22 protein-coding genes and 1 pseudogene are annotated in these 21,677 nt (G+C 66.4%); 16 read left to right on the plus strand and 7 right to left on the minus strand.

What is annotated here, in order from left to right; genetic code table 11:
- Nucleotides 1-275 precede the first annotated feature (275 nt).
- From coxB to AB7E35_RS00295, 6 genes are all read left to right on the plus strand, one after another.
- Nucleotides 276-1,445 (plus strand): cytochrome c oxidase subunit II, encoded by a 1,170-nt coding sequence (coxB, locus tag AB7E35_RS00270; RefSeq protein WP_428161907.1) that lies wholly within the window; start codon nt 276-278, stop codon nt 1,443-1,445.
- A gap of 33 nt (nt 1,446-1,478) precedes the next feature.
- On the plus strand, nt 1,479-3,113 hold the full coding sequence (ctaD, locus tag AB7E35_RS00275) for a cytochrome c oxidase subunit I (RefSeq protein WP_428161906.1): 1,635 nt from the start codon (nt 1,479-1,481) through the stop codon (nt 3,111-3,113).
- Between the two features lie 24 nt (nt 3,114-3,137).
- Complete coding sequence (locus tag AB7E35_RS00280) at nt 3,138-3,248, plus strand: cytochrome oxidase small assembly protein (protein WP_428161905.1); 111 nt, start codon at nt 3,138-3,140, stop codon at nt 3,246-3,248.
- Nucleotides 3,249-3,264: 16 nt separating this feature from the next.
- The gene (locus AB7E35_RS00285) at nt 3,265-3,894 is read left to right on the plus strand and encodes a cytochrome c oxidase assembly protein (RefSeq protein WP_428161904.1); all 630 of its coding nucleotides are present in this window, start codon (nt 3,265-3,267) and stop codon (nt 3,892-3,894) included.
- Nucleotides 3,891-4,115 carry a DUF2970 domain-containing protein gene (locus AB7E35_RS00290; RefSeq protein WP_428161903.1) on the plus strand — a complete coding sequence of 75 codons (225 nt, stop codon included), beginning with the start codon at nt 3,891-3,893 and terminating at the stop codon, nt 4,113-4,115. The genes AB7E35_RS00285 and AB7E35_RS00290 overlap by 4 nt, the downstream gene beginning before the upstream one ends.
- Nucleotides 4,116-4,184: 69 nt before the next feature.
- Nucleotides 4,185-5,066 (plus strand): cytochrome c oxidase subunit 3, encoded by an 882-nt coding sequence (locus tag AB7E35_RS00295; RefSeq protein ID WP_428161902.1) that lies wholly within the window; start codon nt 4,185-4,187, stop codon nt 5,064-5,066.
- Nucleotides 5,067-5,203: 137 nt separating this feature from the next.
- Here the strand turns inward: AB7E35_RS00295 and AB7E35_RS00300 are convergent, their stop codons facing one another.
- Nucleotides 5,204-5,428, minus strand: a complete 225-nt coding sequence (locus AB7E35_RS00300) for a twin transmembrane helix small protein (RefSeq protein ID WP_428161901.1) — start codon at nt 5,426-5,428, stop codon at nt 5,204-5,206.
- A 16-nt stretch (nt 5,429-5,444) separates the two neighbouring features.
- Between AB7E35_RS00300 and AB7E35_RS00305 the strand changes: the two genes are divergently transcribed.
- The 7 genes and pseudogenes from AB7E35_RS00305 to AB7E35_RS00335 all read left to right on the plus strand — a co-directional run bounded on the left by AB7E35_RS00305 (nt 5,445) and on the right by AB7E35_RS00335 (nt 11,754).
- Nucleotides 5,445-6,215 (plus strand): SURF1 family protein, encoded by a 771-nt coding sequence (locus tag AB7E35_RS00305; protein ID WP_428166901.1) that lies wholly within the window; start codon nt 5,445-5,447, stop codon nt 6,213-6,215.
- Nucleotides 6,157-6,906 (plus strand): hypothetical protein, encoded by a 750-nt coding sequence (locus AB7E35_RS00310; protein WP_428161900.1) that lies wholly within the window; start codon nt 6,157-6,159, stop codon nt 6,904-6,906. The genes AB7E35_RS00305 and AB7E35_RS00310 overlap by 59 nt, the downstream gene beginning before the upstream one ends.
- 5 nt (nt 6,907-6,911) lie before the next feature.
- On the plus strand, nt 6,912-8,105 hold the full coding sequence (locus AB7E35_RS00315) for a COX15/CtaA family protein (RefSeq protein WP_428161976.1): 1,194 nt from the start codon (nt 6,912-6,914) through the stop codon (nt 8,103-8,105).
- Complete coding sequence (gene cyoE, locus AB7E35_RS00320; protein WP_428161899.1) at nt 8,102-9,022, plus strand: heme o synthase; 921 nt, start codon at nt 8,102-8,104, stop codon at nt 9,020-9,022. The genes AB7E35_RS00315 and cyoE overlap by 4 nt, the downstream gene beginning before the upstream one ends.
- 9 nt (nt 9,023-9,031) lie before the next feature.
- Nucleotides 9,032-9,643: an SCO family protein gene (locus AB7E35_RS00325; protein ID WP_428161898.1), complete on the plus strand. Its 612-nt coding sequence runs from the start codon at nt 9,032-9,034 to the stop codon at nt 9,641-9,643.
- 436 nt (nt 9,644-10,079) lie between these two features.
- A pseudogene (locus AB7E35_RS00330) lies at nt 10,080-10,169 on the plus strand (PAS domain-containing protein); the annotation flags it as partial.
- A 73-nt stretch (nt 10,170-10,242) separates the two neighbouring features.
- Nucleotides 10,243-11,754 (plus strand): putative bifunctional diguanylate cyclase/phosphodiesterase, encoded by a 1,512-nt coding sequence (locus tag AB7E35_RS00335; RefSeq protein ID WP_428166878.1) that lies wholly within the window; start codon nt 10,243-10,245, stop codon nt 11,752-11,754.
- Here AB7E35_RS00335 and AB7E35_RS00340 read toward each other — a convergent pair.
- The 5 genes from AB7E35_RS00340 to metK all read right to left on the minus strand — a co-directional run bounded on the left by AB7E35_RS00340 (nt 11,742) and on the right by metK (nt 18,005).
- The gene (locus AB7E35_RS00340; RefSeq protein WP_428161896.1) at nt 11,742-12,620 is read right to left on the minus strand and encodes a Crp/Fnr family transcriptional regulator; all 879 of its coding nucleotides are present in this window, start codon (nt 12,618-12,620) and stop codon (nt 11,742-11,744) included. The genes AB7E35_RS00335 and AB7E35_RS00340 overlap by 13 nt on opposite strands.
- Before the next feature lie 217 nt (nt 12,621-12,837).
- Nucleotides 12,838-13,848 (minus strand): Bug family tripartite tricarboxylate transporter substrate binding protein, encoded by a 1,011-nt coding sequence (locus AB7E35_RS00345; RefSeq protein WP_428161895.1) that lies wholly within the window; start codon nt 13,846-13,848, stop codon nt 12,838-12,840.
- A 168-nt stretch (nt 13,849-14,016) separates the two neighbouring features.
- Nucleotides 14,017-14,952 carry an RNA polymerase sigma factor RpoH gene (rpoH, locus tag AB7E35_RS00350; protein ID WP_428161894.1) on the minus strand — a complete coding sequence of 312 codons (936 nt, stop codon included), beginning with the start codon at nt 14,950-14,952 and terminating at the stop codon, nt 14,017-14,019.
- A gap of 177 nt (nt 14,953-15,129) precedes the next feature.
- Entirely contained in the window at nt 15,130-16,611 is a 1,482-nt protein-coding gene (locus tag AB7E35_RS00355; protein WP_428161893.1) for a mannose-1-phosphate guanylyltransferase/mannose-6-phosphate isomerase, read from the minus strand.
- Between the two features lie 200 nt (nt 16,612-16,811).
- Nucleotides 16,812-18,005 carry a methionine adenosyltransferase gene (gene metK / locus AB7E35_RS00360; protein WP_428166879.1) on the minus strand — a complete coding sequence of 398 codons (1,194 nt, stop codon included), beginning with the start codon at nt 18,003-18,005 and terminating at the stop codon, nt 16,812-16,814.
- 133 nt (nt 18,006-18,138) lie between these two features.
- On the opposite strand from metK, the gene AB7E35_RS00365 reads away from it, so the two are divergent.
- Together AB7E35_RS00365 and AB7E35_RS00370 are read left to right on the plus strand one after the other, a co-directional pair.
- The gene (locus tag AB7E35_RS00365; RefSeq protein ID WP_428161891.1) at nt 18,139-19,014 is read left to right on the plus strand and encodes a lysophospholipid acyltransferase family protein; all 876 of its coding nucleotides are present in this window, start codon (nt 18,139-18,141) and stop codon (nt 19,012-19,014) included.
- Nucleotides 19,011-19,880, plus strand: a complete 870-nt coding sequence (locus AB7E35_RS00370; RefSeq protein WP_428161890.1) for a lysophospholipid acyltransferase family protein — start codon at nt 19,011-19,013, stop codon at nt 19,878-19,880. The genes AB7E35_RS00365 and AB7E35_RS00370 overlap by 4 nt, the downstream gene beginning before the upstream one ends.
- A gap of 102 nt (nt 19,881-19,982) precedes the next feature.
- Here AB7E35_RS00370 and yihA read toward each other — a convergent pair whose 3' ends face one another.
- A complete protein-coding gene (gene yihA, locus AB7E35_RS00375; RefSeq protein WP_428161889.1) occupies nt 19,983-20,747 on the minus strand; it encodes a ribosome biogenesis GTP-binding protein YihA/YsxC in 765 nt (254 codons plus the stop codon).
- Between the two features lie 84 nt (nt 20,748-20,831).
- Between yihA and AB7E35_RS00380 the strand changes: the two genes are divergently transcribed.
- On the plus strand, nt 20,832-21,470 hold the full coding sequence (locus AB7E35_RS00380) for a c-type cytochrome (protein WP_428161888.1): 639 nt from the start codon (nt 20,832-20,834) through the stop codon (nt 21,468-21,470).
- Nucleotides 21,471-21,677: the final 207 nt, after the last annotated feature.

A 21,677-nucleotide genomic window follows, 5' to 3' on the forward strand; every position in this document is an offset into this window, starting at 1 on the left:
CCGGGCATCTTGCTGAAGTCACTCCCGCCTTTTGTTACTCGGGGCTAACGCGTATTGCGGCCCGGTTGCGGGCTGGGCATGCTCAAACAAGTCGAGAGGGGGCATGCGCGTGTGGCACGGCCCTGGATCGTTGGAGACAACGGGCTGCGCCAAAGCGGTCTGGACTGATGGCAGAGCACGGGTTGGTGCAACCCGCGGGGCCTTGCGCGCTGCCCGTCCCGCTGCGGGCGCATGCCGGGGATTGGTCAACTGGAGCTGAGAACCAAGTGAGAAACATGAAGAGCATTTGCAACAAGCCGGCTTCTTTGCTGTTGGCAGCCAGCGCCTGGGTGGGCGCGGCGGCCCATGCCGTGCAAGACCTGCCTGGCGGCCCCGCGGTCAATCAGCTGAACCTGCACCCGCCCGTCACCAGGATTGCCCAGGAGCAGCACTTTTTGCACTGGATGATGCTCATCATCTGCACGGTGATCTTCGTCGGCGTGTTCGCGGTGATGTTCTATTCGATCTGGAAGCACCGCAAGTCGCGCGGCGCCCAGGCGGCCAACTTCCATGAATCCGTCACCGTCGAAGTGGTGTGGACGGTGATTCCGTTCATCATCGTGATCCTCATGGCTCTGCCGGCCACCAAGGTGCTGGTGGCGCAGAAAGACACCACCAATGCAGACCTGACGGTGAAGGTGACGGGCTACCAGTGGAAGTGGGGCTACGACTACCTGGCGGGCGAGGGCGAGGGGCTGGCCTACATCTCCACGCTGGACAGCAGCCACCGGCGCATGTCCGACAGCGGCAACGTGGCCAATGCGCCGGCCGACTACCTGCTGAAGGTGGACAACCCCCTGGTCGTGCCCGTGGGCAAGAAGGTGCGCGTGATCACCACGGCCAACGACGTGATCCACTCGTTCATGGTGCCGGCCTTCGGCATCAAGCAGGACGCCATCCCCGGCTTTGTGCGCGACACATGGTTCCGCGCCGAAAAAGAGGGCGACTACTACGGCCAGTGCGCCGAGCTGTGCGGCAAGGAGCACGCCTACATGCCTATCCACGTCAAGGTGGTGTCGGCCGAGGAATACACCCGCTGGGTGGGCGCCGAAAAGAAGAAGGCCGCCGCCCTGCTGGACGACCCGAACAAGGTCTGGACGCTGGAAGCGCTGCTGCCGCGCGGCGAAAAGGTGTATGCCGCCAACTGCGCGGCCTGCCACCAGGCCAGCGGCAAGGGGGCGGGGCCCATCAAGCCGCTGGACGGCTCGGCCATCGTCACCGACGCCGACCACGCCAGGCAGCTGCAAATCCTGCTCAAGGGCGCGGCCAATGGCGCCATGCCCTCCTGGGCGCAGCTCAGCGACACCGACCTGGCCGCCGTGGCCACCTACACCAAGAACGCCTGGTCCAACAAGACCGGCCAGCTGGTGCAGCCCGCAGAAGTCGTGGCCCAGCGCGGCAAGTAAGCCGCACCGCCCAACGCATTGAGGAATCGAACCATGAGCGCAGTTCTGGACAATCACGGGCAAGCCGGCGGCCACGCGCACGGCCACGGCGGGCACCACCACGCCCCCACCGGCTGGCGGCGCTGGGTCTATGCCACCAACCACAAGGACATCGGCACGCTGTATCTGCTGTTCAGCTTCACCATGCTGATGGTGGGCGGCGTGCTGGCGCTGCTGATCCGCGCCGAGCTGTTCCAGCCCGGGCTGCAGCTGGTCAACCCTGAGCTGTTCAACCAGCTCACCACCATGCACGGGCTGATCATGGTGTTCGGGGCCATCATGCCGGCCTTCGTGGGCTTCGCCAACTGGATGATCCCGCTGCAGATTGGCGCGTCCGACATGGCGTTCGCGCGCATGAACAACTTCAGCTTCTGGCTGCTGATCCCCGCGGCGCTGCTGCTGGTGGGCTCGTTCTTCATGCCCGGCGGCGCGCCGGCCGCGGGCTGGACGTTGTATGCGCCGCTGACGCTGCAGATGGGCCCGTCGATGGACGCCGGCATTTTTGCCATGCACATCATGGGCGCCAGCTCCATCATGGGCGCCATCAACATCATCGTCACCATTCTGAACATGCGCGCGCCGGGCATGACGCTGATGAAGATGCCCATGTTCGCCTGGACCTGGCTGATCACCGCCTACCTGCTGATTGCCGTCATGCCCGTGCTGGCCGGCGCCATCACCATGACGCTGACCGACCGCCACTTCGGCACCAGCTTCTTCAACCCCGCCGGCGGCGGCGACCCGGTGATGTACCAGCACATCTTCTGGTTCTTCGGCCACCCCGAGGTGTACATCATGATCCTGCCGGCCTTTGGCATCGTCAGCCAGGTGGTGCCGGCGTTCAGCCGCAAAAAGCTGTTCGGCTACGCGTCGATGGTGTATGCCACCTCGTCGATTGCCATCCTGAGCTTCATTGTCTGGGCGCACCACATGTTCACCACCGGCATGCCGGTGACGGGCCAGCTGTTCTTCATGTACGCCACCATGCTGATCTCGGTGCCCACAGCGGTGAAGATCTTCAACTGGGTGGCCACCATGTGGCGCGGCTCCATGACCTTCGAGACGCCCATGCTGTTCGCGGTGGGCTTCATCTTCGTATTCACCATGGGCGGCTTCACCGGCCTCATCCTGGCCATGGCGCCCATCGACATCCAGCTGCAAGACACGTATTACGTGGTGGCGCACTTTCACTACGTGCTGGTGGCGGGTTCGCTGTTTTCGATGTTCGCGGCCTACTACTACTGGAGCCCGAAGTGGACCGGAGTGATGTATTCCGAGACGCGCGGGCGCATCCATTTCTGGGGCTCGCTCATCACCTTCAACATCACCTTTTTCCCCATGCACTTCCTCGGCCTGGCGGGCATGCCGCGTCGCTATGCCGACTACCCCATGCAGTTTGCCGACTTCAACGCGGTGGCCTCCATCGGCGCGCTGGGCTTTGGCCTGATGCAGGTGTACTTCTTCGTGTTCGTCGTGCTGCCGGCCATGCGCGGCCAAGGTGCCAAGGCGCCGCAAAAACCCTGGGAAGCCGCCGAGGGCCTGGAGTGGGAAGTGCCGTCGCCCGCGCCGTTCCACACCTTCGAGGTGCCACCCAAGCTGGACGCCAGCGCCACGCGGGTGATCGGCTGACCGGGCCGGCAAACAAAGGTTGCCATGACCACGCCCGAGCAAAAAAAGTCCAACCTGCGTATGGCGCTGATTCTTGCGTCGGTGGCAGCGGCGTTCTTCATCGGCTTCATGGTGAAGATCACCTGGCTGCATTGACCGTAAAGACCGAACCATGAGCGCGCACCGCGACAACCTGAAGATGCTGGGCAAGCTGGCCGTGGTGGCGGTGGGCATGTTCGCCTTCGGCTATGTGCTGATCCCGATTTACCAGCACATCTGCGAGATGACGGGCATCAACATCCTGTCGCTGTCCGAGCGCCAGGTGCCCGGCAACGGCACGGCCGGCCCCAACGCACAAGTGCCCGCCAACAGCCAGGTGGACAAAACCCGCCTGATCACCGTCGAGTTTGACGCCAACGCGCGCGGCCCCTGGCAGTTCAAGCCCGCGCAGCGCTCGGTGCAGGTGCATCCGGGCGAGCTGGCTACGGTGATGTACGAGTTTCAGAACGTGCAGGATCGCCGCATGGCCGCGCAGGCCATCCCCAGCTACGCGCCGCGCCAGGCTGCGGCGCACTTCACCAAGCTGGAGTGCTTTTGCTTCAACCAGTACCAGCTGGAGCCCGGCGAGAAGAAACAATGGCCCGTGGCCTTCGTGATCGACCCGCGCCTGTCCAGGGACGTCACCACCATCACGCTGTCCTATACCTTCTTCGAGGTCGGCGGCAAGACGCCTGCTGCGCCCCAGTCCACGGCCGCGGTGCCCGCAGCGGCCATCGCCCATCCGGCGCAGGCGGGATCATGAGCGCACCCGCGCCGCACAACCGCCCGCCACCGGCCCGGCGCAAGGGCTCGCTGCTGCGCAGTCTGCTGGCCGTGGCGTGGTCCATGTTTGGTGTCCGCCAGGGGGCGCAGTACCAGCAAGACCAGGAAAAGGTGCAATTGGTGCACATCCTGTTTGTGGGGGTGGTGGCCATTTTTGTGCTGGTGCTGGCGCTGATGGCGCTGGTCAATTGGGTCGTCTGAAAGAGTGTCCTAAGCGACCTGCAAGAACAACGACGAGACAACCGAGAACTTTGAGAACGAGGAGCTGACATGACCGCACCCACCCCGGGCACCACGCCTTACTACTACGTCCCTGCCGAGTCGCGCCACCCCGTGCTGGCGGCGGTGGGGCTGTTCTTTGTCATGCTGGGCGCCAGCCAGTGGATCAACGGCCACGACTGGGGCAAATACGCGCTGGCCTTTGGTCTGGCGTGGTGGCTGTTCGTGCTGTACCAGTGGTTTCGTGACGCCGCGCGCGAGAGCGAGGGCGGTCTGTACGGCCGCAAGATCGACATCTCCTACCGCTGGAGCATGAGCTGGTTCATCTTCTCCGAAGTGATGTTCTTCGGCGCCTTCTTCACCGCGCTGTGGTGGGCGCGCGCGCATTCGGTGCCGGCCCTGGGCAGCCTGGACAATTCGCTGCTGTGGCCTGACTTCAAGGCCGTCTGGCCCAGCATGGCGCCTGGGGTGACCGCCTCGCCGGCGGGCATCGTGGAGCCGTTCCAGACCGTGGGCCCGTTCTGGCTGCCCACCATCAACACCGCGCTGCTGCTGACGTCCGGCGTCACGCTCACCATTGCCCACCATGCGCTGCGCGAGGGCCAGCGCGCCAAGACCATAGCCTTCATGTGGGCCACGGTGCTGCTGGGCTTTGTCTTTTTGTGCGTGCAGGGCTACGAGTACTTTCACCTCTACACCGACCTGAATCTCAAGCTCACCTCGGGCGTGTTCGGTTCCACCTTCTTCATGCTCACGGGCTTTCACGGCTTTCACGTCTTCGTGGGCATGCTGATGCTGCTGTTCATCACGCTGCGCCTGCAAAACGGCCACTTCACGCCAGAGCGCCACTTTGGCTTTGAAGGCGCGGCCTGGTACTGGCACTTTGTGGACGTGGTCTGGCTGGGGCTGTACGTCCTGGTGTATTGGTTGTGAATGGCGTTTTTGGCGGCGCAGCTGCCGCCCGCCAGTCTTGCGCTGGCTGATGGGTGGTTTTGATGAAAAAGACCTCTAGCCATTGCGCAGCAAGCGCCATGCGCTCACATTTTTGATGTGTTTGGTGCCGTGGCGGATTAGCGCGTGGTGGTGGGCAGCCCGGTCGGCTGGATGTACCCCAGCTTCCAGGCCAGCAGCAGGCACGCAAACAGCACGATCGACAGCCCCATGCGCAGCGCCAGCGCGCGGGCCATGCGCCTGCCTTGTTGCGGGTCATCACCCGGGCCGCGCATCATGAAAAACAGCGCCGAGCCCAGACTTGCGATGATGGCGAGAAACGCCAATGCCACCAGAATTTTCATGCGCTCCATTATCCCGATGAGCTCCGCCAGGCAAGCCTGGGGTTTGCGCTTCTGGCTGGTCACGCTGGCCGCGCTGCTGGTCATGGCCGCCACCGCGTCGCTGGGCCGCTGGCAGCTGCAGCGTGCGGCGCACAAGACGGCGCTGCAGGCCACCATGGACGAGCGCCAGGCCCGTGCGCCGCTGCAGGGCGCAGAGCTGCAGCAGGCGCTGGATCAGGCGCCCGATGCGGGCCAGCTGCTGCACCGCCGCGTGCTGCTGCAGGGCCAGTGGCTGGCCGGCGCCACGGTGTTTCTGGACAACCGGCAGATGAATGGGCGCCCCGGCTTCTTCGTGTTCACACCCCTGCGACTGGCGAACGGCAACCGCGTGGTGCTGGTGCAGCGCGGCTGGGCGCCGCGCAACTTTCTGGACCGCACCCAGCTGCCCGACGTCACCACGCCCGCCGGCACGGTGCAGCTGCAGGGCCGCCTGGCCGGGCCGCCCGCACGGCTGTACGAATTTGCCCCTACCGCCCCGGGCGAGGGGTCTTCGCGCATCCGGCAGAATCTGGATCTGGCCTCCTATGCGGCCCAGACCGGCCTGGCACTTGCGCCCCTGACCGTCATGCAGACGGGGGTCGCCAGCGAGGGGCTGCAGCGCGACTGGGCGCCCATCGACAGCGGCGTGGACAAGCATTACGGCTACGCATTTCAATGGTTCGGGCTTTGCGGCCTGGTGGCAATCCTCTATGTCTGGTTCCAATTCGTCCGACGTTCACCTCCCACAGACTGCCCGCGCGATGCTTGAAACCGGCGGCCAGCAGCCGCTGGGCCTTACTGTGCACAGCCTGCCCCAGGCGCAAGATGCAGTCGCCGCGCTGCAGCGCTCGCGCAGCGGCCGCTGGCAAATGCTGGGCCTGCTGCTGGTGTGCGCGGCGCCGGTGATCGCCTCGTACTTCACCTATTACGTGATCCGCCCCGAGGGACGGCGCAACTTTGGCGAGCTTATCGAGCCCCAGCGTGCCCTGCCCGCGCAGGCAGCAGCCACCGCGCTGGACGGCACGGCGCACCGGCTGGGCGAGCTGCGCGGCCAGTGGCTGCTGGTCAGCGTGGCGCCCGGCGCCTGCGACGAGGTCTGCCGCAACCACCTGTACCTGCAGCGCCAGCTGCGCGAAAGCCTGGGCCGCGAGAAAGACCGCCTGGACTGGGTCTGGCTGGTGCCCGATGGCGCCGCGCCCCCGGCGGAAATCACCCCCGGCCTGCAAGGCGCCACCGTGCGCCGTGTGGATGCTGCCACCCTGGCCGATTGGCTGCAGCCCGCGCCCGGCCAGGTGCTGCAAGACCACCTGTACGTCGTGGATCCGCAGGGCCACTGGATGATGCGCTTCCCCGCGCGGCTGGATCGCGCCGGCGCGGCCAAGGCCAAGCGCGACCTGGACCGGCTGCTGCGCGCCTCATCGTCGTGGGACCAGCCCGGCCGCCCGCAGGAGGCGCCATGACCGGCATGCAGGACATGCAGCCCCTGTACGACCTGGCGCCCGCCCTCGAGCTGATGGCCCTGGGCATCGTGATTGCGCTGGGCCCGCTGGCCTGGGTGTGGTGGCGCGGGCGCGGCAGCACGCCCGTGCGGCGCCTGCAGGCGCTCACCGTGCTCACCTTGTTCATCACCTTCGATCTGGTGCTGTTCGGCGCCTTCACGCGCCTGACGGACTCGGGCCTGGGCTGTCCCGACTGGCCGGGCTGCTACGGCAGCGCCAGCCCGGTGGGTGCGCGCGCCGAGATTTCCGCCGCGCAGCAAGCCATGCCCACGGGCCCCGTCACCCACGGCAAGGCCTGGGTGGAGATGATCCACCGCTACCTGGCCACCGGCGTGGGCGTGCTCATCATTGCGCTGACGGTGGGCGCGTGGCGCCAGCGGCAGCAGGCATTGCGCACCGGCGCGTCGCCACCGCCGCTCAGCCCCTGGTGGCCCACGGCCACGCTGGTGTGGGTGTGCCTGCAGGGCGCGTTTGGCGCGCTCACCGTGACCATGAAGCTGTTTCCGGCCATCGTCACGCTGCACCTGATCGGCGGGCTGGTGCTGCTGGCGCTGCTGTGCGTGCAGGCCGTGCGCCACACGCAGATCAACCAGGGCGTGGCGCCCGTGGCGCTGCCGCGCGGCCTGCGCTGGCTGCTGGTCGTGACGGCGGCGCTGGTGGCGCTGCAGGTGGTGCTGGGCGGCTGGGTCAGTACCAACTACGCGGTGCTGGCCTGCACCACCTTCCCGCAGTGCCAGGGCAGCTGGTGGCCCGACATGGCCTTTGCCGAGGGCTTCCAGGTCTGGCGCGCGCTGGGGGTGCTGCAGGACGGCAGCCACATCAGCTTTGCCGGCCTCACGGCCATCCACTATGTGCACCGGCTTGCGGCCTATGGGGTGCTGGCGGCGCTGGCGCTGCTGGCCTGGCGCCTGCGCCGCGCGGGCGTGCTGCGCGATCAGGCGCGCTGGCTGGCGGGCCTGGCGCTGCTGCAGTTCGTCACTGGCCTGTCCAACGTGGTGCTGGATTGGCCCCTGGTGGCCGCCGTGCTGCACACCGGCGGGGCTGCCGCGCTGGTGGTGGTGCTGACCTGGGCGCTCACCGCCAGCCGCAGCGCCGTCGCCCCTGAGGCGCGGGCTCTGCCGCCGCAGGCCCGCCCTGCTGCCAAGAGAGTTTCCGCATGAGTACCGCTCCCGCGCCCACGCAGGCGCCCGCCTTGCCGCACACGCCGCCGTCGCGGCTGTCCCAGTTTTACGCGCTGACCAAGCCGCGCGTGGTGCAGCTCATTGTGTTCTGCGCCTTCATCGGCATGGTGCTGGCCGTGCCCGGCATGCCCAGCGGCGCGCAGTGGGCGCTGATGGCGCTGGCCAGCGTGGGCATCTGGCTCGTGGCTGGCGCCGCCGCGGCCTTCAACTGCATCGTGGAGCAGGGCATCGACGCCAAGATGAAGCGCACCGCCTGGCGCCCCACGGCCAAGGGCGAGCTGTCCAACGCGCAGACGCTGCTGTTCTCGGCGCTGCTGTGCGCGGCGGGTTCGGCGCTGCTGTACTGGTGGGTCAACCCGCTGACCATGTGGCTCACCTTTGCCACGTTCGTCGGCTACGCGGTGATCTACACCGTGATCCTCAAGCCCCTCACGCCGCAGAACATCGTGATCGGCGGTGCCAGCGGCGCCATGCCGCCGGTGCTGGGCTGGGCCGCGATGACGGGCGACGTGGGGCCCGAGGCGCTGATCCTGTTCCTCATCATCTTTTTGTGGACGCCGCCGCACTTCTGGGCGCTGGCGCTGTACCGCGTGGAGGACTACCGCAAGTCCGGCCTGCCCATGCTGCCCGTCACGCACGGCAACGAGTTCACGCGGCTGCACGTGTTTTTGTACACGCTGATCCTGTTTGCCGGATGCCTGATGCCGTTCGTCTATGGCATGAGCTCGTGGATCTACCTGGCCGCCGCCGTGGTGCTGGGCACCGGCTTTTGCCTGTATGGTTTCTGGCTCTGGCGTGACTATTCAGACGCGCTGGCGCGCAAGACCTTCCGTTTCTCATTGATCCACCTGAGCCTGCTGTTCGCGGCGCTGCTGGTGGACCATTACCTGTTGTGACACCTGCCCATGTACAAACGTGACGCTCTTAAAACGATAGCTGCCAGCGCTCTGTGGATAAGCGCTGCAGGCATTTTTTCTGCTTGCTCTCCCAAGGGGCCCAAGTTCCAGGGAATTGACCTCACCGGCGCCGAATACGCGCGCGACCTGCTGCTGCCCGACCACAACGGCCAGCCGCGCAGCCTCAAGGACTTCGCGGGCAAGGTGGTGGTGGTGTTCTTCGGCTACACGCAGTGTCCCGACGTGTGTCCCACGTCCATGTCCGAGCTGGCCGAGGTCAAACGCGCCCTGGGGGCGGACGGCGACCGGCTGCAGGGCCTCTTCGTCAGCGTGGACCCCGAGCGCGACACGCCCGAGATGCTCAAGGCCTACATGACCAACTTCGACCCCAGCTTCCTGGCGCTGCGCGGCACGCCCGAGCAACTGGCCGCCGTGGCCAAGGACTTCAAGATCTATTACAAGCGCGTGGAAGGCCAAACCCCCACCAGCTACACCATGGACCATTCCGCCGGCAGCTATGTCTATGACCCCGCCGGCCGGCTGCGCGTGTACCACCGCTACGGCAGCGGCGCGCAAAGCCTGGCGGCCGACGTGCGGGTGCTGCTGGACGAGCCGCGCTGACCCACGCGCGCGCCAGGGCGGGCGGCACGGATGGCGGGGTTCGCGCGCTGCGGGCGGCCCCGTTGGCGGCTACACCGGGTGCAAAGTGACGTTCGCATCACATTGCAGTTTGATAACTGCCTGCCCAACGCCCAGTTTGCCTAGAGTGCCTCTGTTTTTTGAGCCTATTTTCCCAGGACACGCTCTTATTTGATGAAGCAGGCAGGCGTGCATCGGCCGGCCCCTCCTTCGCCCACCGAAGCAACATGGTTTCAATTTCTACTGTCTGCATGGCGTCGCTCGCTCCCGGCCGGGGAGGTGGTTGATGCGCCCTTCGTCAGCAGTCCAGCCGGGCGACGAGGTGTCTGCCATGCCCGCCGATCCGGCAACAGCCTTCGTGCGGCGCATCGCCCACCTGGATGAAGACGCCCGGGGCGTCACGTTGGAGCGCGCTGCCATGGATGCCGCGCCCGACGGCATCGTGCTGACCGACCTCAGTGGTCGCATCCTTATGGTCAATGCGCAGATGGAGAACATCAGCGGCTACACCAGCGAGCAGCTGTGCGGCCAGTCCATCGACATGCTGGTGCCTGCGCGCGCGCGTCGGGCATGGCGAGCACATGCGCCGCTACCTTCAGGCTCCCAGCCGCAGGCCCATGGGCATGGGGCGCGATTTGTGGCTGCAGCGGCGCGACGGCAGCCGGGTGTCGGTGGACGTGTCCCTGGGGCACTCCAGCGCCCACGGTGGCACGGTGGTGGCTTTTGTGCGCGACGTCTCCGAGCTGCGTCAGCTGCAGGCCGACATGCACTACCAGGCCACGCACGACACGCTGACTGGCCTGCTCAACCGCTGGCAGTTCGGCCATCAGATAGACCAGGCGATTGCAGAGCAGGCCGGGCCGCAGGCGCGGCCGTTTGCCCTGCTGCTGCTGGATCTGGACGACTTCAAGGCCATCAACGATGGCTATGGCCATGCCGCGGGCGATCAGGTGCTGCTGGAGGTGGCGCGCCGCCTTCGGAGCGCGCTGGGCGCAAGCGACACCCTGGCGCGTCTGGGCGGCGATGAGTTCACGGTGCTGCTGCCTGGCGTGGGCAGCGAGGCCGACGCCCAGCTCGTGGCTGAACGACTGCTCAGGGCCTTGTGCGTGCCTTGCCATGTGCAAGGCTTCGAGCTGAACTTTGGCGCCAGCATGGGCGTCGCGCTGTGCCCGCAGCACGCGGCCGACGGCATCACCCTACTGCGCTACGCCGACATGGCCATGTACCACGCCAAAGAGCGCGGGCGGGCCAACTTCGCCTTCTACGCACCCTCCATGGGGCAAAAGATGGCCGAAAAAAACCTGCTGCACGACCGGCTCAAGATCGCGCTCGCCCAGGGCAGCCTTGCGCTGCACTACCAGCCTCAAGTGGACGTGGCCAGCGGCCGCATGGTGGCCGTCGAGGCCCTGTTGCGCTGGACCGACCCGCAACTGGGCGAGGTGTCGCCCGGGCGCTTCGTGCCAGTGGCCGAGGCCACTGGCCTGATCCTGGAGATGGGCGCTTGGGTGATCGCCGCCGCCTGCCGCCAGATTTCCGAATGGCTGCGCCAGGGCATCGCGCTGCGCGTGGCCGTGAACCTGTCGGCGCAGCAACTGCGCCAGGTCGATCTGGTGGATCAGGTGGCCTGCAACCTGCAGGCCCATGGTGTGCCGCCGCATCTGCTCGAGCTGGAGGTGACCGAGTCCGAGGCCCTGGCCGACCCCGAACTGGCCTGCAAGGTGCTGAGTGCGTTGCGCGCGCTGGGCATCTGCGTGGCGCTGGACGACTTTGGCACAGGCCATTCGTCGCTGGCTTATCTCAGGCAACTGCCGGTGTCGCGTATCAAGGTGGATCGCAGCTTCATGCGCCATGTGCCTGCCTGCGACAGCGAGAGCACGCTGGTGCGTGCCGTGCTGGCGCTGGCGCACACCATGGGGCTGCAGGTGGTGGCCGAGGGCGTGGAGACACCCTGCCAGCTGCAGTTTCTGCAGGGACTGCAATGCGCGCACTACCAGGGCTGGCTGTTTGCCAAGGCCCTGTTGCCAGAGGCCATTGCAGCGCTGTATTTGCAGGATATGGTGCAAACCGGCTTGATGGGGTATCAAGACTCTTGAAGTCGCCCTGTCTGAACGGGCGTGGACACATTCACGTGCCGGACTGACCGGGCTGCGGATGAACGAGGCTGCAGCGCGATTGCAGGCGACGCGGCCGCGTGGTGTGTCGCGCCTGCCGTGTCTGCCGGGCCTGTGCCGCGGCGTGTCCTTTGCAGGCTGGCGGCTGAACGGCGCCCGCCGCAGGCCAGCTCCAGCAAGGCTTCGCGCCGTATTTCGCAGTGCCAGCGGTCACGCCGCAGCAAACCGCCTTCGTGCGCCAGATGCGCCAGCGCACGCGCCACGGATTCGCGCGTGGTCGCAAGTAGCGCGGCCAACACCGTGTGGCTGGGCAGGCGCACCAGTGTGCTGCGCTGCAGATCGGCCAGTTGCACCAGTGCTCCAGCCATCTGGCCAACCACGCCGCGGATGCGCGCAATGCGCCCCCAGTCGGCCAGCCGCTCGGCCTCCAGTAGCTGCTCGCGGGCCAGCTCCAGCGCAAAGCTGTCCACGGCGGGGCCCAGCTCTTTAAGCGCGGTCAGTGGCAGCTCACACACGCGCCCGGGCGTCAGCGCCACGTACGACAGGCCGGCCGGCTGCTGAAGCACGGCGGGCGTGGCCAGCGACGCGCAGCAGCCCGCCATGCCCACGGAGCGGTTCACGCCATCGTCGCTGCGGCGCTGCACCAGCAGGGCGCCGATTTTGATCACCCGCACGCAGTGCATGCGCTCGCCCTGACGCTGCAGCAGCTCGCCTTTGCGAAAGCGCCGCTCGCTCAAGTGGGCGCGCCAGGCAGTGGGGAAGCTGGCATCCACGCGGCCCAGCAGGCATTGCGGGCGGCAGGCGCAGTCGCTGCAGGTGTTGCCGGTAGTCGCCGTCACGTCGGGCATCTCTTCCTTGAGTGAAAGTACCTCCGGCCTGTTGATAACCAACGCCAGGGGCTCGTCATGGGGTGAGGGGGTGAAAAACGCCCTGAATCGCAGGGGACGGCAGGGCAGATGCTGCAGTATGCATCGCCGTTACCTTTTGCAACGTGATTTGTGTCAATAGTGATGTGGCACCGGTGGCGGGCACGGTGGCTGAACCGCAGGCCCACCAACCGTCGCATCACTGTGCTTGTATCTTCTGTTCGTGAATCACACGGCCCATGGCGGCCGTGTCGGCGCGCATGCGGTTGGCCAACCCCTGGGCCGACGAGCCCACGGCCTGCCAGCCCTGTTGGAACAGCTTGGCACGCACTTCGGGGCTGCGGGCAATCTCGCCGGTCAGGATGGACAGCCGCTCCCGCACCGGCGCCGGCATGGAGGCGGGCGCGGCAAACGCGTTCCAGATTTCCAACTGGAAGTCGCGCACGCCGGCCTCGGCCAAGCTGGGAACCTCGGGTGCCAGTGTGCTGCGGCCGGCGGATGTCACACCGATCAGTCGCAGCTTGCCCGCGCGCGCCTGGGCCTGGGCCAGCGCGGGCGGCAGCAGTGCCATTTGCAGCTGATCGCCCAGCATGGCGGTGGCCACCTGCGGGTAGCCGGGGTAGGGCACGTGCACCGGGGCGATGCCGGTGCGCGCCTTGAGCAGTTCGGTGCCCAGGTGGCCCACCGTGCCCACGCCGGGCGTGCCGTAGCTCCAGCGGTCGCCGGCCTTGCGCGCGGCCTGCAGGAAGACGCGGGCGTCGGCACCGGCGGGCACGTCGGGGTGGCTCACCGGGGCGGTGAGGATCAGGGGCGACACGCCGATCAGCGACAGCGGCGCCAGATCCCGCACGGGGTCGTAGGGCACCTGTGGGTTGAGCAGCTTGGCGATGGTCAGGTTCCCGTTGATGAACAGGCCGATGGTGTGGCCGTCGCGCGCCTTGGCCACGGCATCGGCGCCGATGTTGCCGCCAGCGCCCACCTTGTTTTCCACCACCACCGGCTGACCCAGCGCCTGCGCCAGAGGCTCGGAGAAAGTGCGCGCCGTCAGGTCGGGCGAGGAGCCGGGCGGAAAGCCCACAATGATGCGCAGCGGCCTGGAGGGCCAGCCGGGGGTGGCGGGCACGGCATTCTTCTGGGCCGCAGCGGCGCCGCAGACCGATGCCAGGGCCAGCGCAAGCAGGCCGCGGCGGGCGAGGGGGTGGCGGGACATGGGGGAGATCTCCTGGTCGGGCGCGGGCAGCAAGGGCCGATCCCACAGGTGCTGCGCGCAAAGCAAAAAGGCGCGCAGCCCGGGTGGACTGCGCGCCTGGATTATCTGCCCGCGCTGCCGGCCGCAGTTCCAGCCGGGACGCGCACGGTACAGGCGGGCTTCAGGGGCTCAGGCGTATTCGACCAGCGCCTTTTTCATTTTCTTCATGGCGGCCACCTCGATCTGGCGGATGCGCTCCGCGCTCACGCCGTATTCAGCAGCCAGCTCGTGCAGCGTCATGCCGCCCGAGCCGTCGTCGTTCACCTGCAGCCAGCGCTGCTCGACGATGCGGCGGCTGCGCGCGTCCAGGCTGTCCAGGGCGGTGGCGATGCCGTCGGTGGCCAGCATATCGCGCTGGCGCGTCTCGATCATGGCCGTGGGCTCATGGGCGGCGTCGGCCAGGTAAGCGATGGGGCCGAAGGCCTGCTCGCCGTCGTCGCTGGGCGCGGGGTCCAGCAGCACGTCACCGCCGGACATGCGTGTTTCCATCTCGATGACTTCTTCGCGCTTGACGTTGAGCTGCTCGGCCACCAGGTCGATCTCGTGGTCGGATAGCGTCTCGCGGTGCGTGTTGGCATCCAGCGCATCGGCCTTGAAGCCCTGCTTCATTGAGCGCAGGTTGAAAAACAGCTTGCGCTGCCCCTTGGTGGTGGCCACCTTGACCATGCGCCAGTTCTTCAGGATGTATTCGTGGATCTCGGCCTTGATCCAGTGCATGGCGTAGCTGACCAGACGCACGCCCTGGTCCGGGTCGAAGCGCTTGACGGCCTTCATCAGCCCCACGTTGCCTTCCTGGATCAGATCGCCGTGCGGCAGGCCGTAGCCCAGGTACTGGCGCGAGATGGACACCACCAAACGCAGGTGCGACAGCACCAGCCGGCCGGCGGCCTCGACGTTGTTGTCATCCTTGAGCTGGCGCGCATAGCGCTGTTCTTCTTCCAGCGTGAGCAGCGGCAGGCGGTTGACGGCGGAAATGTAGGCGTCCAGGTTGCCCAGCGGTGGAACCAGCGCCCAAGGGTTGACAGACGCCAGTGTCGTCACGGAGGTAGCAGTCTGGAGGGCCATGTCGGTAGTCCTTTCTTCCATAGCGAATCATGTTAGCACTCTCTTGGATGGAGTGCCAAAGCCGGAGTTCCCGCGGGGGGGTGGCGTTTGTTCGGTCAATCGCCGGGCTGCGATGGTGTTTAGCGCTGCCGCGATATGCTCGTTCCTGCGCACACCTGGTGCAAGCGGGCATTCTGGTCAGCGGCCATATGCATCCTCAAACCGCACGATGTCGTCCTCGCCCAGGTAAGAGCCGGATTGCACCTCGATCATCTCCAGGTCGATCTGGCCGGGGTTTTCCAGCCTGTGCCTGACGCCCAGCGGGATGTACGTGGACTGGTTTTCGGTCAGCAGAAAGTCTTCATCGCCTCTGTGCACGCGGGCCGTTCCGCGCACCACGATCCAGTGCTCGGCGCGGTGGTGGTGCATCTGCAGTGACAGCTTGCAGCCCGGCTTGACCATGATGCGCTTGACCTGAAAGCGCGCGCCCGTGTCCACCCCGTCGTACCAGCCCCAGGGGCGATACACCTTGCGGTGCACCAGTCCCTCGGAGTGACCTTCGCGCTTGAGCTGATCCACGATCTTCTTCACATCCTGGGTGTGGCGCTGGTCGGCCACCAGCACGGCATCGGGGGTTTCCACCACGATCAGCCCTTGCACGCCCACGCAAGCCAGCAGGCGCCCCGACGACAGCGCCAGGGTGTTGCTGCTGTCATGCATCAGGGTGCGCCCCTGCACGACATTGCCGTGCGGGTCTTTGGGTAGCACCTGCCACAGCGCCTCCCACGAGCCCACGTCGGACCAGCCTGCATCCAGCGCAATCACGGCGCCCGTCGGCATACCCTGCGGGTCGGGTGCGCCCTGCGCCCCGGTCAGGCGCTCCATCACGGCATAGTCGATGGAGTCGATGGGGCAGGCGGCAAAGGCTTCGCTGCCGGCGCGAAAAAACCACAAGTCGGACACGCCGCTGTCCCAGGCTGCCTCGCACGCCTGCAGGATGTCTGGCCGGCACAGTTGCAGCGCCTTCAGCCAGACCGAGGCGCGCAGCACAAATAGCCCGCTGTTCCACAGATAGTCGCCCGACTGCACATAGGCTTGTGCCGTGGCGTGGTCGGGTTTTTCGACAAAACGGGTGATGGCGTTTGCGCCGTCACTGTTCAACGTGGCGCCCGCCTGGATGTAGCCGTAGCCCGTCTCGGGCCGGTCAGGGGTGATGCCGAAGGTGACGATGACGTTTTCTTGCGCCAGGCGAGCGGCCTGACAGACCGCCTTCTGAAAGACCGCGGGCTGGGTCACGACGTGATCGGCCGGCATGACCAGCAGCACCGGATCCTGGTCTTGACCGGTTGGACTGGTTGGATCGGATTGAGCGGCTCGTGTGGCCAAGGCCGCCAGCGTCAGCGCCGGCGCAGTGTTGCGGCCGACGGGCTCCAGGATGATGCGGCCGCTCTTGCCGATGGTGCGCAACTGCTCTGCCACCACGAAGCGGTATTCATCGTTGCATACCACCAGCGGCGGTGCGCAGTGGGCGCCGGACATTCCATCAAGGCGGCGCAGCGTTGACTGCAGCAGCGAGTCACCGCCGGTGAGGGCAAGCAACTGCTTGGGATATTTTTCGCGCGACAGCGGCCACAGGCGCGTGCCCGAACCACCCGACAACACCACTGGCTGAATCAACATGGCTCGTTCACCCCCCCATTAGTCTGCGCGCGCAGGGGCCATCGCGGCATTGCGCCCTATCGTAGCCTCGTAGTGCCCGGCGTGCCAGCGGCGGGCCCGGCGTGCGCTGCGCTGCTGCTGTGCGGTACGGTGCGCCATCACATCGCAGCGCGATAGCGGGGGCCTCAATGCCCGGGGTCGCGCTGCGCGTGAACGGGTTTTCAGCGAAGACCTGCCGCTACGCGCAACGCCTGGGCTTTGTCGGTGCGCTCCCAGGAGAACTCGGGTTCTTCGCGGCCGAAGTGGCCGTAGGCAGCGGTTTTTTCGTAGATCGGGCGCAGCAGATCAAGCATCTGGATGATGCCCTTGGGGCGCAGGTCAAAGTGGGCCTTCACCAGTTCGGCAATTTTCTCGTCGGGGATCACGCCCGTGCCTTCGGTGTACACGGTGATGTTCATCGGGTGCGCCACGCCAATCGCGTAGGCCACCTGGATCTGGCACTGGCGCGCCAGGCCAGCGGCCACGATGTTCTTGGCCACGTAGCGGGCGGCGTAGGCGGCGCTGCGGTCCACCTTGGTCGGGTCTTTGCCGCTGAAGGCGCCGCCGCCGTGCGGGCAGGCGCCGCCATAGGTGTCCACGATGATCTTGCGCCCCGTCAGGCCGCAGTCGCCCTGCGGCCCGCCAATGACGAAGCGGCCGGTGGGGTTGATCAGGTATTTGGTGTCCTGCAGCCACTCTTTGGGCAGCACGGGCTTGATGATTTCCTCGATCACCGCCTCGACGAAGCTGGACTTCATCTTGGTCTGCGACTCGCTCTGGTCGGGGTGATGCTGGGTGGAGAGCACCACCGTGTCGATGCTGTGGGGCTTGCCGTCCACGTAGCGCATGGTCACCTGGCTCTTGGCGTCCGGGCGCAAAAACGGCAGGCGGCCATCTTTACGCAGCTGGGCCTGGCGCTCGACCAGGCGGTGCGCGTAGTAGATGGGCGCGGGCATCAGCTCGGGCGTTTCGTCGCAGGCGTAGCCGAACATCAGGCCCTGGTCGCCGGCGCCGGTGTTCAGGTGGTCGTCGCTGGCATGATCCACGCCTTGGGCGATGTCGTTGCTTTGCTTGTCGTAGGCCACCAGCACCGCGCAGCCTTTGTAGTCGATGCCGTAGTCGGTGTTGTCGTAGCCGATGCGCTTGATGGTGTCGCGCGCAATTTGAATGTAGTCGGGCGTCGGGGCATCGGATCGGATGCTGATTTCGCCCGCAAGAACCACAAGTCCGGTGTTGGTCAGGGTTTCTGCGGCAACCCGCGCAAGTGGATCGACCTTGAGGATCGCGTCCAGGATGGCGTCGGAAATCTGGTCCGCCACCTTGTCGGGGTGGCCTTCAGAGACCGATTCGGACGTAAAGAGGAAATCGTTCGCCATTTGAATAAACTCCGTTGTTTTCAGCATTTGGGCGTTGCCCAGCGCCTCACGGGGCTTTGGCGAACGCTTTAGCAGTAGTGTTTAACGTCGCCCTGCAAGTTGCTCATTTAACTCGGCGACGGCCGTCATTGTAATGTCATCCCTTTTTCGCCTTGTTTCCGCGCTGCCATTGCGGTGGCTGCATGCCGTGGGTGCGCTGCTGGGCTGGGTGGTGTTTCTGGCCTCGCCCACCTACCGTCGCCGCTTTCTGGATAACGCCCGTCTGGCGGGCTACGGGCTGCGCCAGGTGCGTGCGGCCATTGGCCACGCGGGCCGCATGGTGGCCGAGGCGCCGCGGCTGTGGCTGGCCAGCGAGCCTCCCGCCTGCGAGGTGCGCGGCGCCGAATGCGTGCAGCAGGCCTGGGCGCGGGGGCGCGGCATCGTGTTCCTCACGCCGCACATCGGCTGCTTCGAGTTGTCGGTGCAGGCGGCCGCGCGTCGCTGGTCGGCGCAGTACGGGTCCATCACCATCCTGTACCGCCCCGCGCGCCAGCGCTGGCTGGCGCAGGTGATGCAGACGGCGCGCAACCGCCCCGGCATTGCCGCCGTGCCGACCACGCTGCAGGGCGTGCGCCAGATGCTCAAGGCGTTGCGCGCCGGGCGCGCCGTGGGCCTGTTGCCCGACCAGGTGCCGCCGCAGGGCATGGGGCTGTGGGCGCCGTTTTTCGGCCGCCCTGCCTACACCATGACGCTGGCCGCGCGGCTGGTACAGCAGACCGGCGCCGCGGTGGTGCTGGCGCGCTGCGAGCGTCTGCCACGCGGGCGCGGCTATGTGCTGCACCTGCAGCCGCTGGCCGAGCCGCTGGCGTCCACCATCGATGCAGCCGTGCTGCAGATCAATCAAGCCATGGAACAACTCATTCGCCAAAGCCCGCAGCAGTACCTGTGGGGTTACGCCCGCTACAAGCAGCCCCGCGCAGAGATGCATACCACTGGCGACACCGGCACGGCCGCCGAGGGGCGCGCATGATGGCGCGTGCGGGCATCGCGCTGCTCAACTTGTTGGGGCGCCTGCCGTTGCCGGTGCTGCGGGCGTTGGGGCGGCTCATCGGCAGGGTGCTGTTTGTGCTGGCCGTGCCACGGCGGCGGGTAGCTCTGCGCAACCTGGCGCTGTGCTTTCCGGATGTGCCCGAGCCGCAGCGCCGCGCCTGGGCGCGCGAGTCCTTCGAGGTGTTCTGCCAGACCTTTCTGGACCGCGGCTGGCTGTGGTCCGCTCCGCAGGCGCTGGTGCGCAGCCGCATCAAGCTGGTAGGCGCGCTGCACGAGCTGGAAGGCGACACGCCCACCATCGTCTTTGCGCCGCACTTCTACAGCATGGACGCGGGCGGCCTGGCCTTGCCGCTGAACACGCAACGCGAGTTCACCTCCATCTTCGCCACCAACCCTGATCCCGCGCTGGACGCCTGGTTCATGGCCGGCCGCCAGCGCTTTGGCAGGGTGCGCATGCTCAACCGCGCCGATGGCGTCAAGCCCATCATCTCTTGCCTGCGAAAAGGAGGGCTGCTGTACCTGTTGCCCGACATGGACTACGGCAGGAACGACTCGGTGTTCGTGCCCTTTTTTGCGGTGCCCGATGCGGCCACCATCCCGTCGTTGTCGCGTTTTGCGCGCCTGGGCCGCGCCAAGGTGGTGGCTCTGTACAGCCGCATGACTGCCGAAGGCTACGTGGCCGAGCTGACCCCTGCCTGGGACAACTTCCCCACCGATGACCATGTGGCCGACACCGCGCGCATGAACCGCGAGCTGGAAGCCGCCATTCGCACCATGCCCGCGCAGTACTACTGGGTGCACAAGCGCTTCAAGACGCGCCCCGAGGGGCAGGCGTCCGTCTACTAAGAGGCTGGGCGCAGGTTCGGGTGTTGCATTGCCCAGATATTTTGCTATCTATTTAATAGCTTTTGGCGCTTGATAATTAAGGGCTGGAGCCGGATTTGACTCTTATTGTGGCGCTGCTGCGCCGTCTTGCGGCGGCTCGTCCTGCATGTCTTGCGCTACCTCTGCTTCCTGTGCATCGTCGGATTCCTGCGGTGGAGTGTCGGGATGCGCCCACTGCCACAGCAGCTGCGCCACTTCGTCCACGCCTTGCTTTTTCAGGGCAGAGAACATGCGCACTTCGCCGCCGCCAGCCTGCAGCCGCATGATCGACAGCGCCCTGGCCTGCTCGGCACGGGTCAGCTTGTCGGCCTTGGTCAGCAGCACCAGAAACTTCAAGCCCGCCTCCACGCGCGGGCGCACCGCGTTCAGCAGCGCGTCGTCGAGCTCCGTCAGGCCCAGGCGCGGGTCGCACAGCAGCACGATGGCGCTGAGGCTGGGGCGCTCGATCAGGTAGTTGAGCATCACGCGCTGCCAGCGTTGCTTGTCAGTGCGCGACACCGCCGCGTAGCCATAGCCCGGCAGGTCGGCCAGCACCGCATCGGTCACGCCCTGCTTGCCCAGCGCAAACAGGTTGATGTGCTGCGTGCGCCCTGGCTTCTTGGAGGCAAAGGCCAGCTGGCGCTGCTGCGTGAGGGTGTTGATGCAGGTGGACTTGCCGGCATTGGAGCGGCCCACGAAGGCGATCTCCGGCACGTCGATCGCCGGCAGGTGGTGCAGCTGCGCGGCGGTGGTCAGAAAGCGTGCGGTGTGCATCCATCCCATGGCGACCTTGGCGTCAGGTGCCGGCGGCAAGGAGCCAGCAACTGGCGCATGTGATGTGGTCGTCATATATCGGTTTTCCCGGGATTTGGCAAAGCAGGGGCGCATTGTAGAATCGCCCGGTTTTTGGGCCACCCTACAAGACTCCACCCTATGAAGTTGCTTGCCTCTGTGCTGATGGCTGCCGCGCTGGCAGCTCCCGCTTTTCCGGCCCTTGCAGCGGGCGAAACCCCGGCGCAGCAGAAAGTTGCCAAACCCGATCTGGTCAAGGGTCAGGCCAGTTTTGCAGCGGTGTGCGTGGCCTGTCATGCGGCGGATGGCAATTCCACCATCCCCGCCAACGCCAAACTGGCCCAGCAGCACCCCGAATACCTGCTCAAGCAGCTGCAAGAGTTCAAGTCGGGCAAGCGCGCCGACCCGGTGATGCAGGGCATGGCCGCGCTGCTGACCGACGACGACATGCGCAACGTGGCCTGGTGGCTGGCTTCCCAGCCCGCCAAGGAAGGCTTTGCCAAGGACAAGGATCTTGTGGCCCTTGGCGAGCGCATCTACCGCGGTGGCATCCAGGAGCGCAACATCGCAGCCTGCGCGGGCTGTCACAGCCCCAACGGTGCCGGCATCCCGTCGCAGTACCCGCGCCTGTCTGGCCAGCACGCCGAATACACGGTCAAGCAGCTCGTGGACTTTCGCGATGGCAAGCGCGGCAACAATGCGCAGATGCGTGATGTGGCGGCCAAGCTCAACGACCGCGAAATCAAGGCGGTGTCCGACTACATCGCCGGCCTGCGCTGATTCACGTCAAATTGCCAGGGGTGCTCCTGGGCGCCAGGGGAACCAAGCGCCGATAATCGCGCCCAAGACGGGCAGGCCCATCTGAATTGATGGCCTGCCTTTTTTTCTGGGTGCTGATGCAAGCAAGACGGCGACACGCGGCCATGCAACGATGGAACCGCCTGGAGATCGGCTGTGTTGTCTTGCGCAGGCCGTGACTCCTTCGTG

The organism is Diaphorobacter sp., from assembly GCF_050251835.1.
GTDB lineage: Bacteria > Pseudomonadota > Gammaproteobacteria > Burkholderiales > Burkholderiaceae_C > JBFXIE01.

Bases quoted from the DNA above. Each gene is read 5' to 3' on its own strand.
- coxB (WP_428161907.1), top strand. From the start codon at position 276: ATGAAGAGCATTTGCAACAAGCCGGCTTCTTTGCTGTTGGCAGCCAGC.
- ctaD (WP_428161906.1), top strand. From the start codon at position 1,479: ATGAGCGCAGTTCTGGACAATCACGGGCAAGCCGGCGGCCACGCGCAC.
- AB7E35_RS00280 (WP_428161905.1), top strand. From the start codon at position 3,138: ATGACCACGCCCGAGCAAAAAAAGTCCAACCTGCGTATGGCGCTGATT.
- AB7E35_RS00285 (WP_428161904.1), top strand. From the start codon at position 3,265: ATGAGCGCGCACCGCGACAACCTGAAGATGCTGGGCAAGCTGGCCGTG.
- AB7E35_RS00290 (WP_428161903.1), top strand. From the start codon at position 3,891: ATGAGCGCACCCGCGCCGCACAACCGCCCGCCACCGGCCCGGCGCAAG.
- AB7E35_RS00295 (WP_428161902.1), top strand. From the start codon at position 4,185: ATGACCGCACCCACCCCGGGCACCACGCCTTACTACTACGTCCCTGCC.
- AB7E35_RS00300 (WP_428161901.1), bottom strand. From the start codon at position 5,428: ATGAAAATTCTGGTGGCATTGGCGTTTCTCGCCATCATCGCAAGTCTG.
- AB7E35_RS00305 (WP_428166901.1), top strand. From the start codon at position 5,445: ATGAGCTCCGCCAGGCAAGCCTGGGGTTTGCGCTTCTGGCTGGTCACG.
- AB7E35_RS00310 (WP_428161900.1), top strand. From the start codon at position 6,157: ATGTCTGGTTCCAATTCGTCCGACGTTCACCTCCCACAGACTGCCCGC.
- AB7E35_RS00315 (WP_428161976.1), top strand. From the start codon at position 6,912: ATGCAGGACATGCAGCCCCTGTACGACCTGGCGCCCGCCCTCGAGCTG.
- cyoE (WP_428161899.1), top strand. From the start codon at position 8,102: ATGAGTACCGCTCCCGCGCCCACGCAGGCGCCCGCCTTGCCGCACACG.
- AB7E35_RS00325 (WP_428161898.1), top strand. From the start codon at position 9,032: ATGTACAAACGTGACGCTCTTAAAACGATAGCTGCCAGCGCTCTGTGG.
- AB7E35_RS00335 (WP_428166878.1), top strand. From the start codon at position 10,243: ATGCGCCGCTACCTTCAGGCTCCCAGCCGCAGGCCCATGGGCATGGGG.
- AB7E35_RS00340 (WP_428161896.1), bottom strand. From the start codon at position 12,620: ATGCCCGACGTGACGGCGACTACCGGCAACACCTGCAGCGACTGCGCC.
- AB7E35_RS00345 (WP_428161895.1), bottom strand. From the start codon at position 13,848: ATGTCCCGCCACCCCCTCGCCCGCCGCGGCCTGCTTGCGCTGGCCCTG.
- rpoH (WP_428161894.1), bottom strand. From the start codon at position 14,952: ATGGCCCTCCAGACTGCTACCTCCGTGACGACACTGGCGTCTGTCAAC.
- AB7E35_RS00355 (WP_428161893.1), bottom strand. From the start codon at position 16,611: ATGTTGATTCAGCCAGTGGTGTTGTCGGGTGGTTCGGGCACGCGCCTG.
- metK (WP_428166879.1), bottom strand. From the start codon at position 18,005: ATGGCGAACGATTTCCTCTTTACGTCCGAATCGGTCTCTGAAGGCCAC.
- AB7E35_RS00365 (WP_428161891.1), top strand. From the start codon at position 18,139: ATGTCATCCCTTTTTCGCCTTGTTTCCGCGCTGCCATTGCGGTGGCTG.
- AB7E35_RS00370 (WP_428161890.1), top strand. From the start codon at position 19,011: ATGATGGCGCGTGCGGGCATCGCGCTGCTCAACTTGTTGGGGCGCCTG.
- yihA (WP_428161889.1), bottom strand. From the start codon at position 20,747: ATGACGACCACATCACATGCGCCAGTTGCTGGCTCCTTGCCGCCGGCA.
- AB7E35_RS00380 (WP_428161888.1), top strand. From the start codon at position 20,832: ATGAAGTTGCTTGCCTCTGTGCTGATGGCTGCCGCGCTGGCAGCTCCC.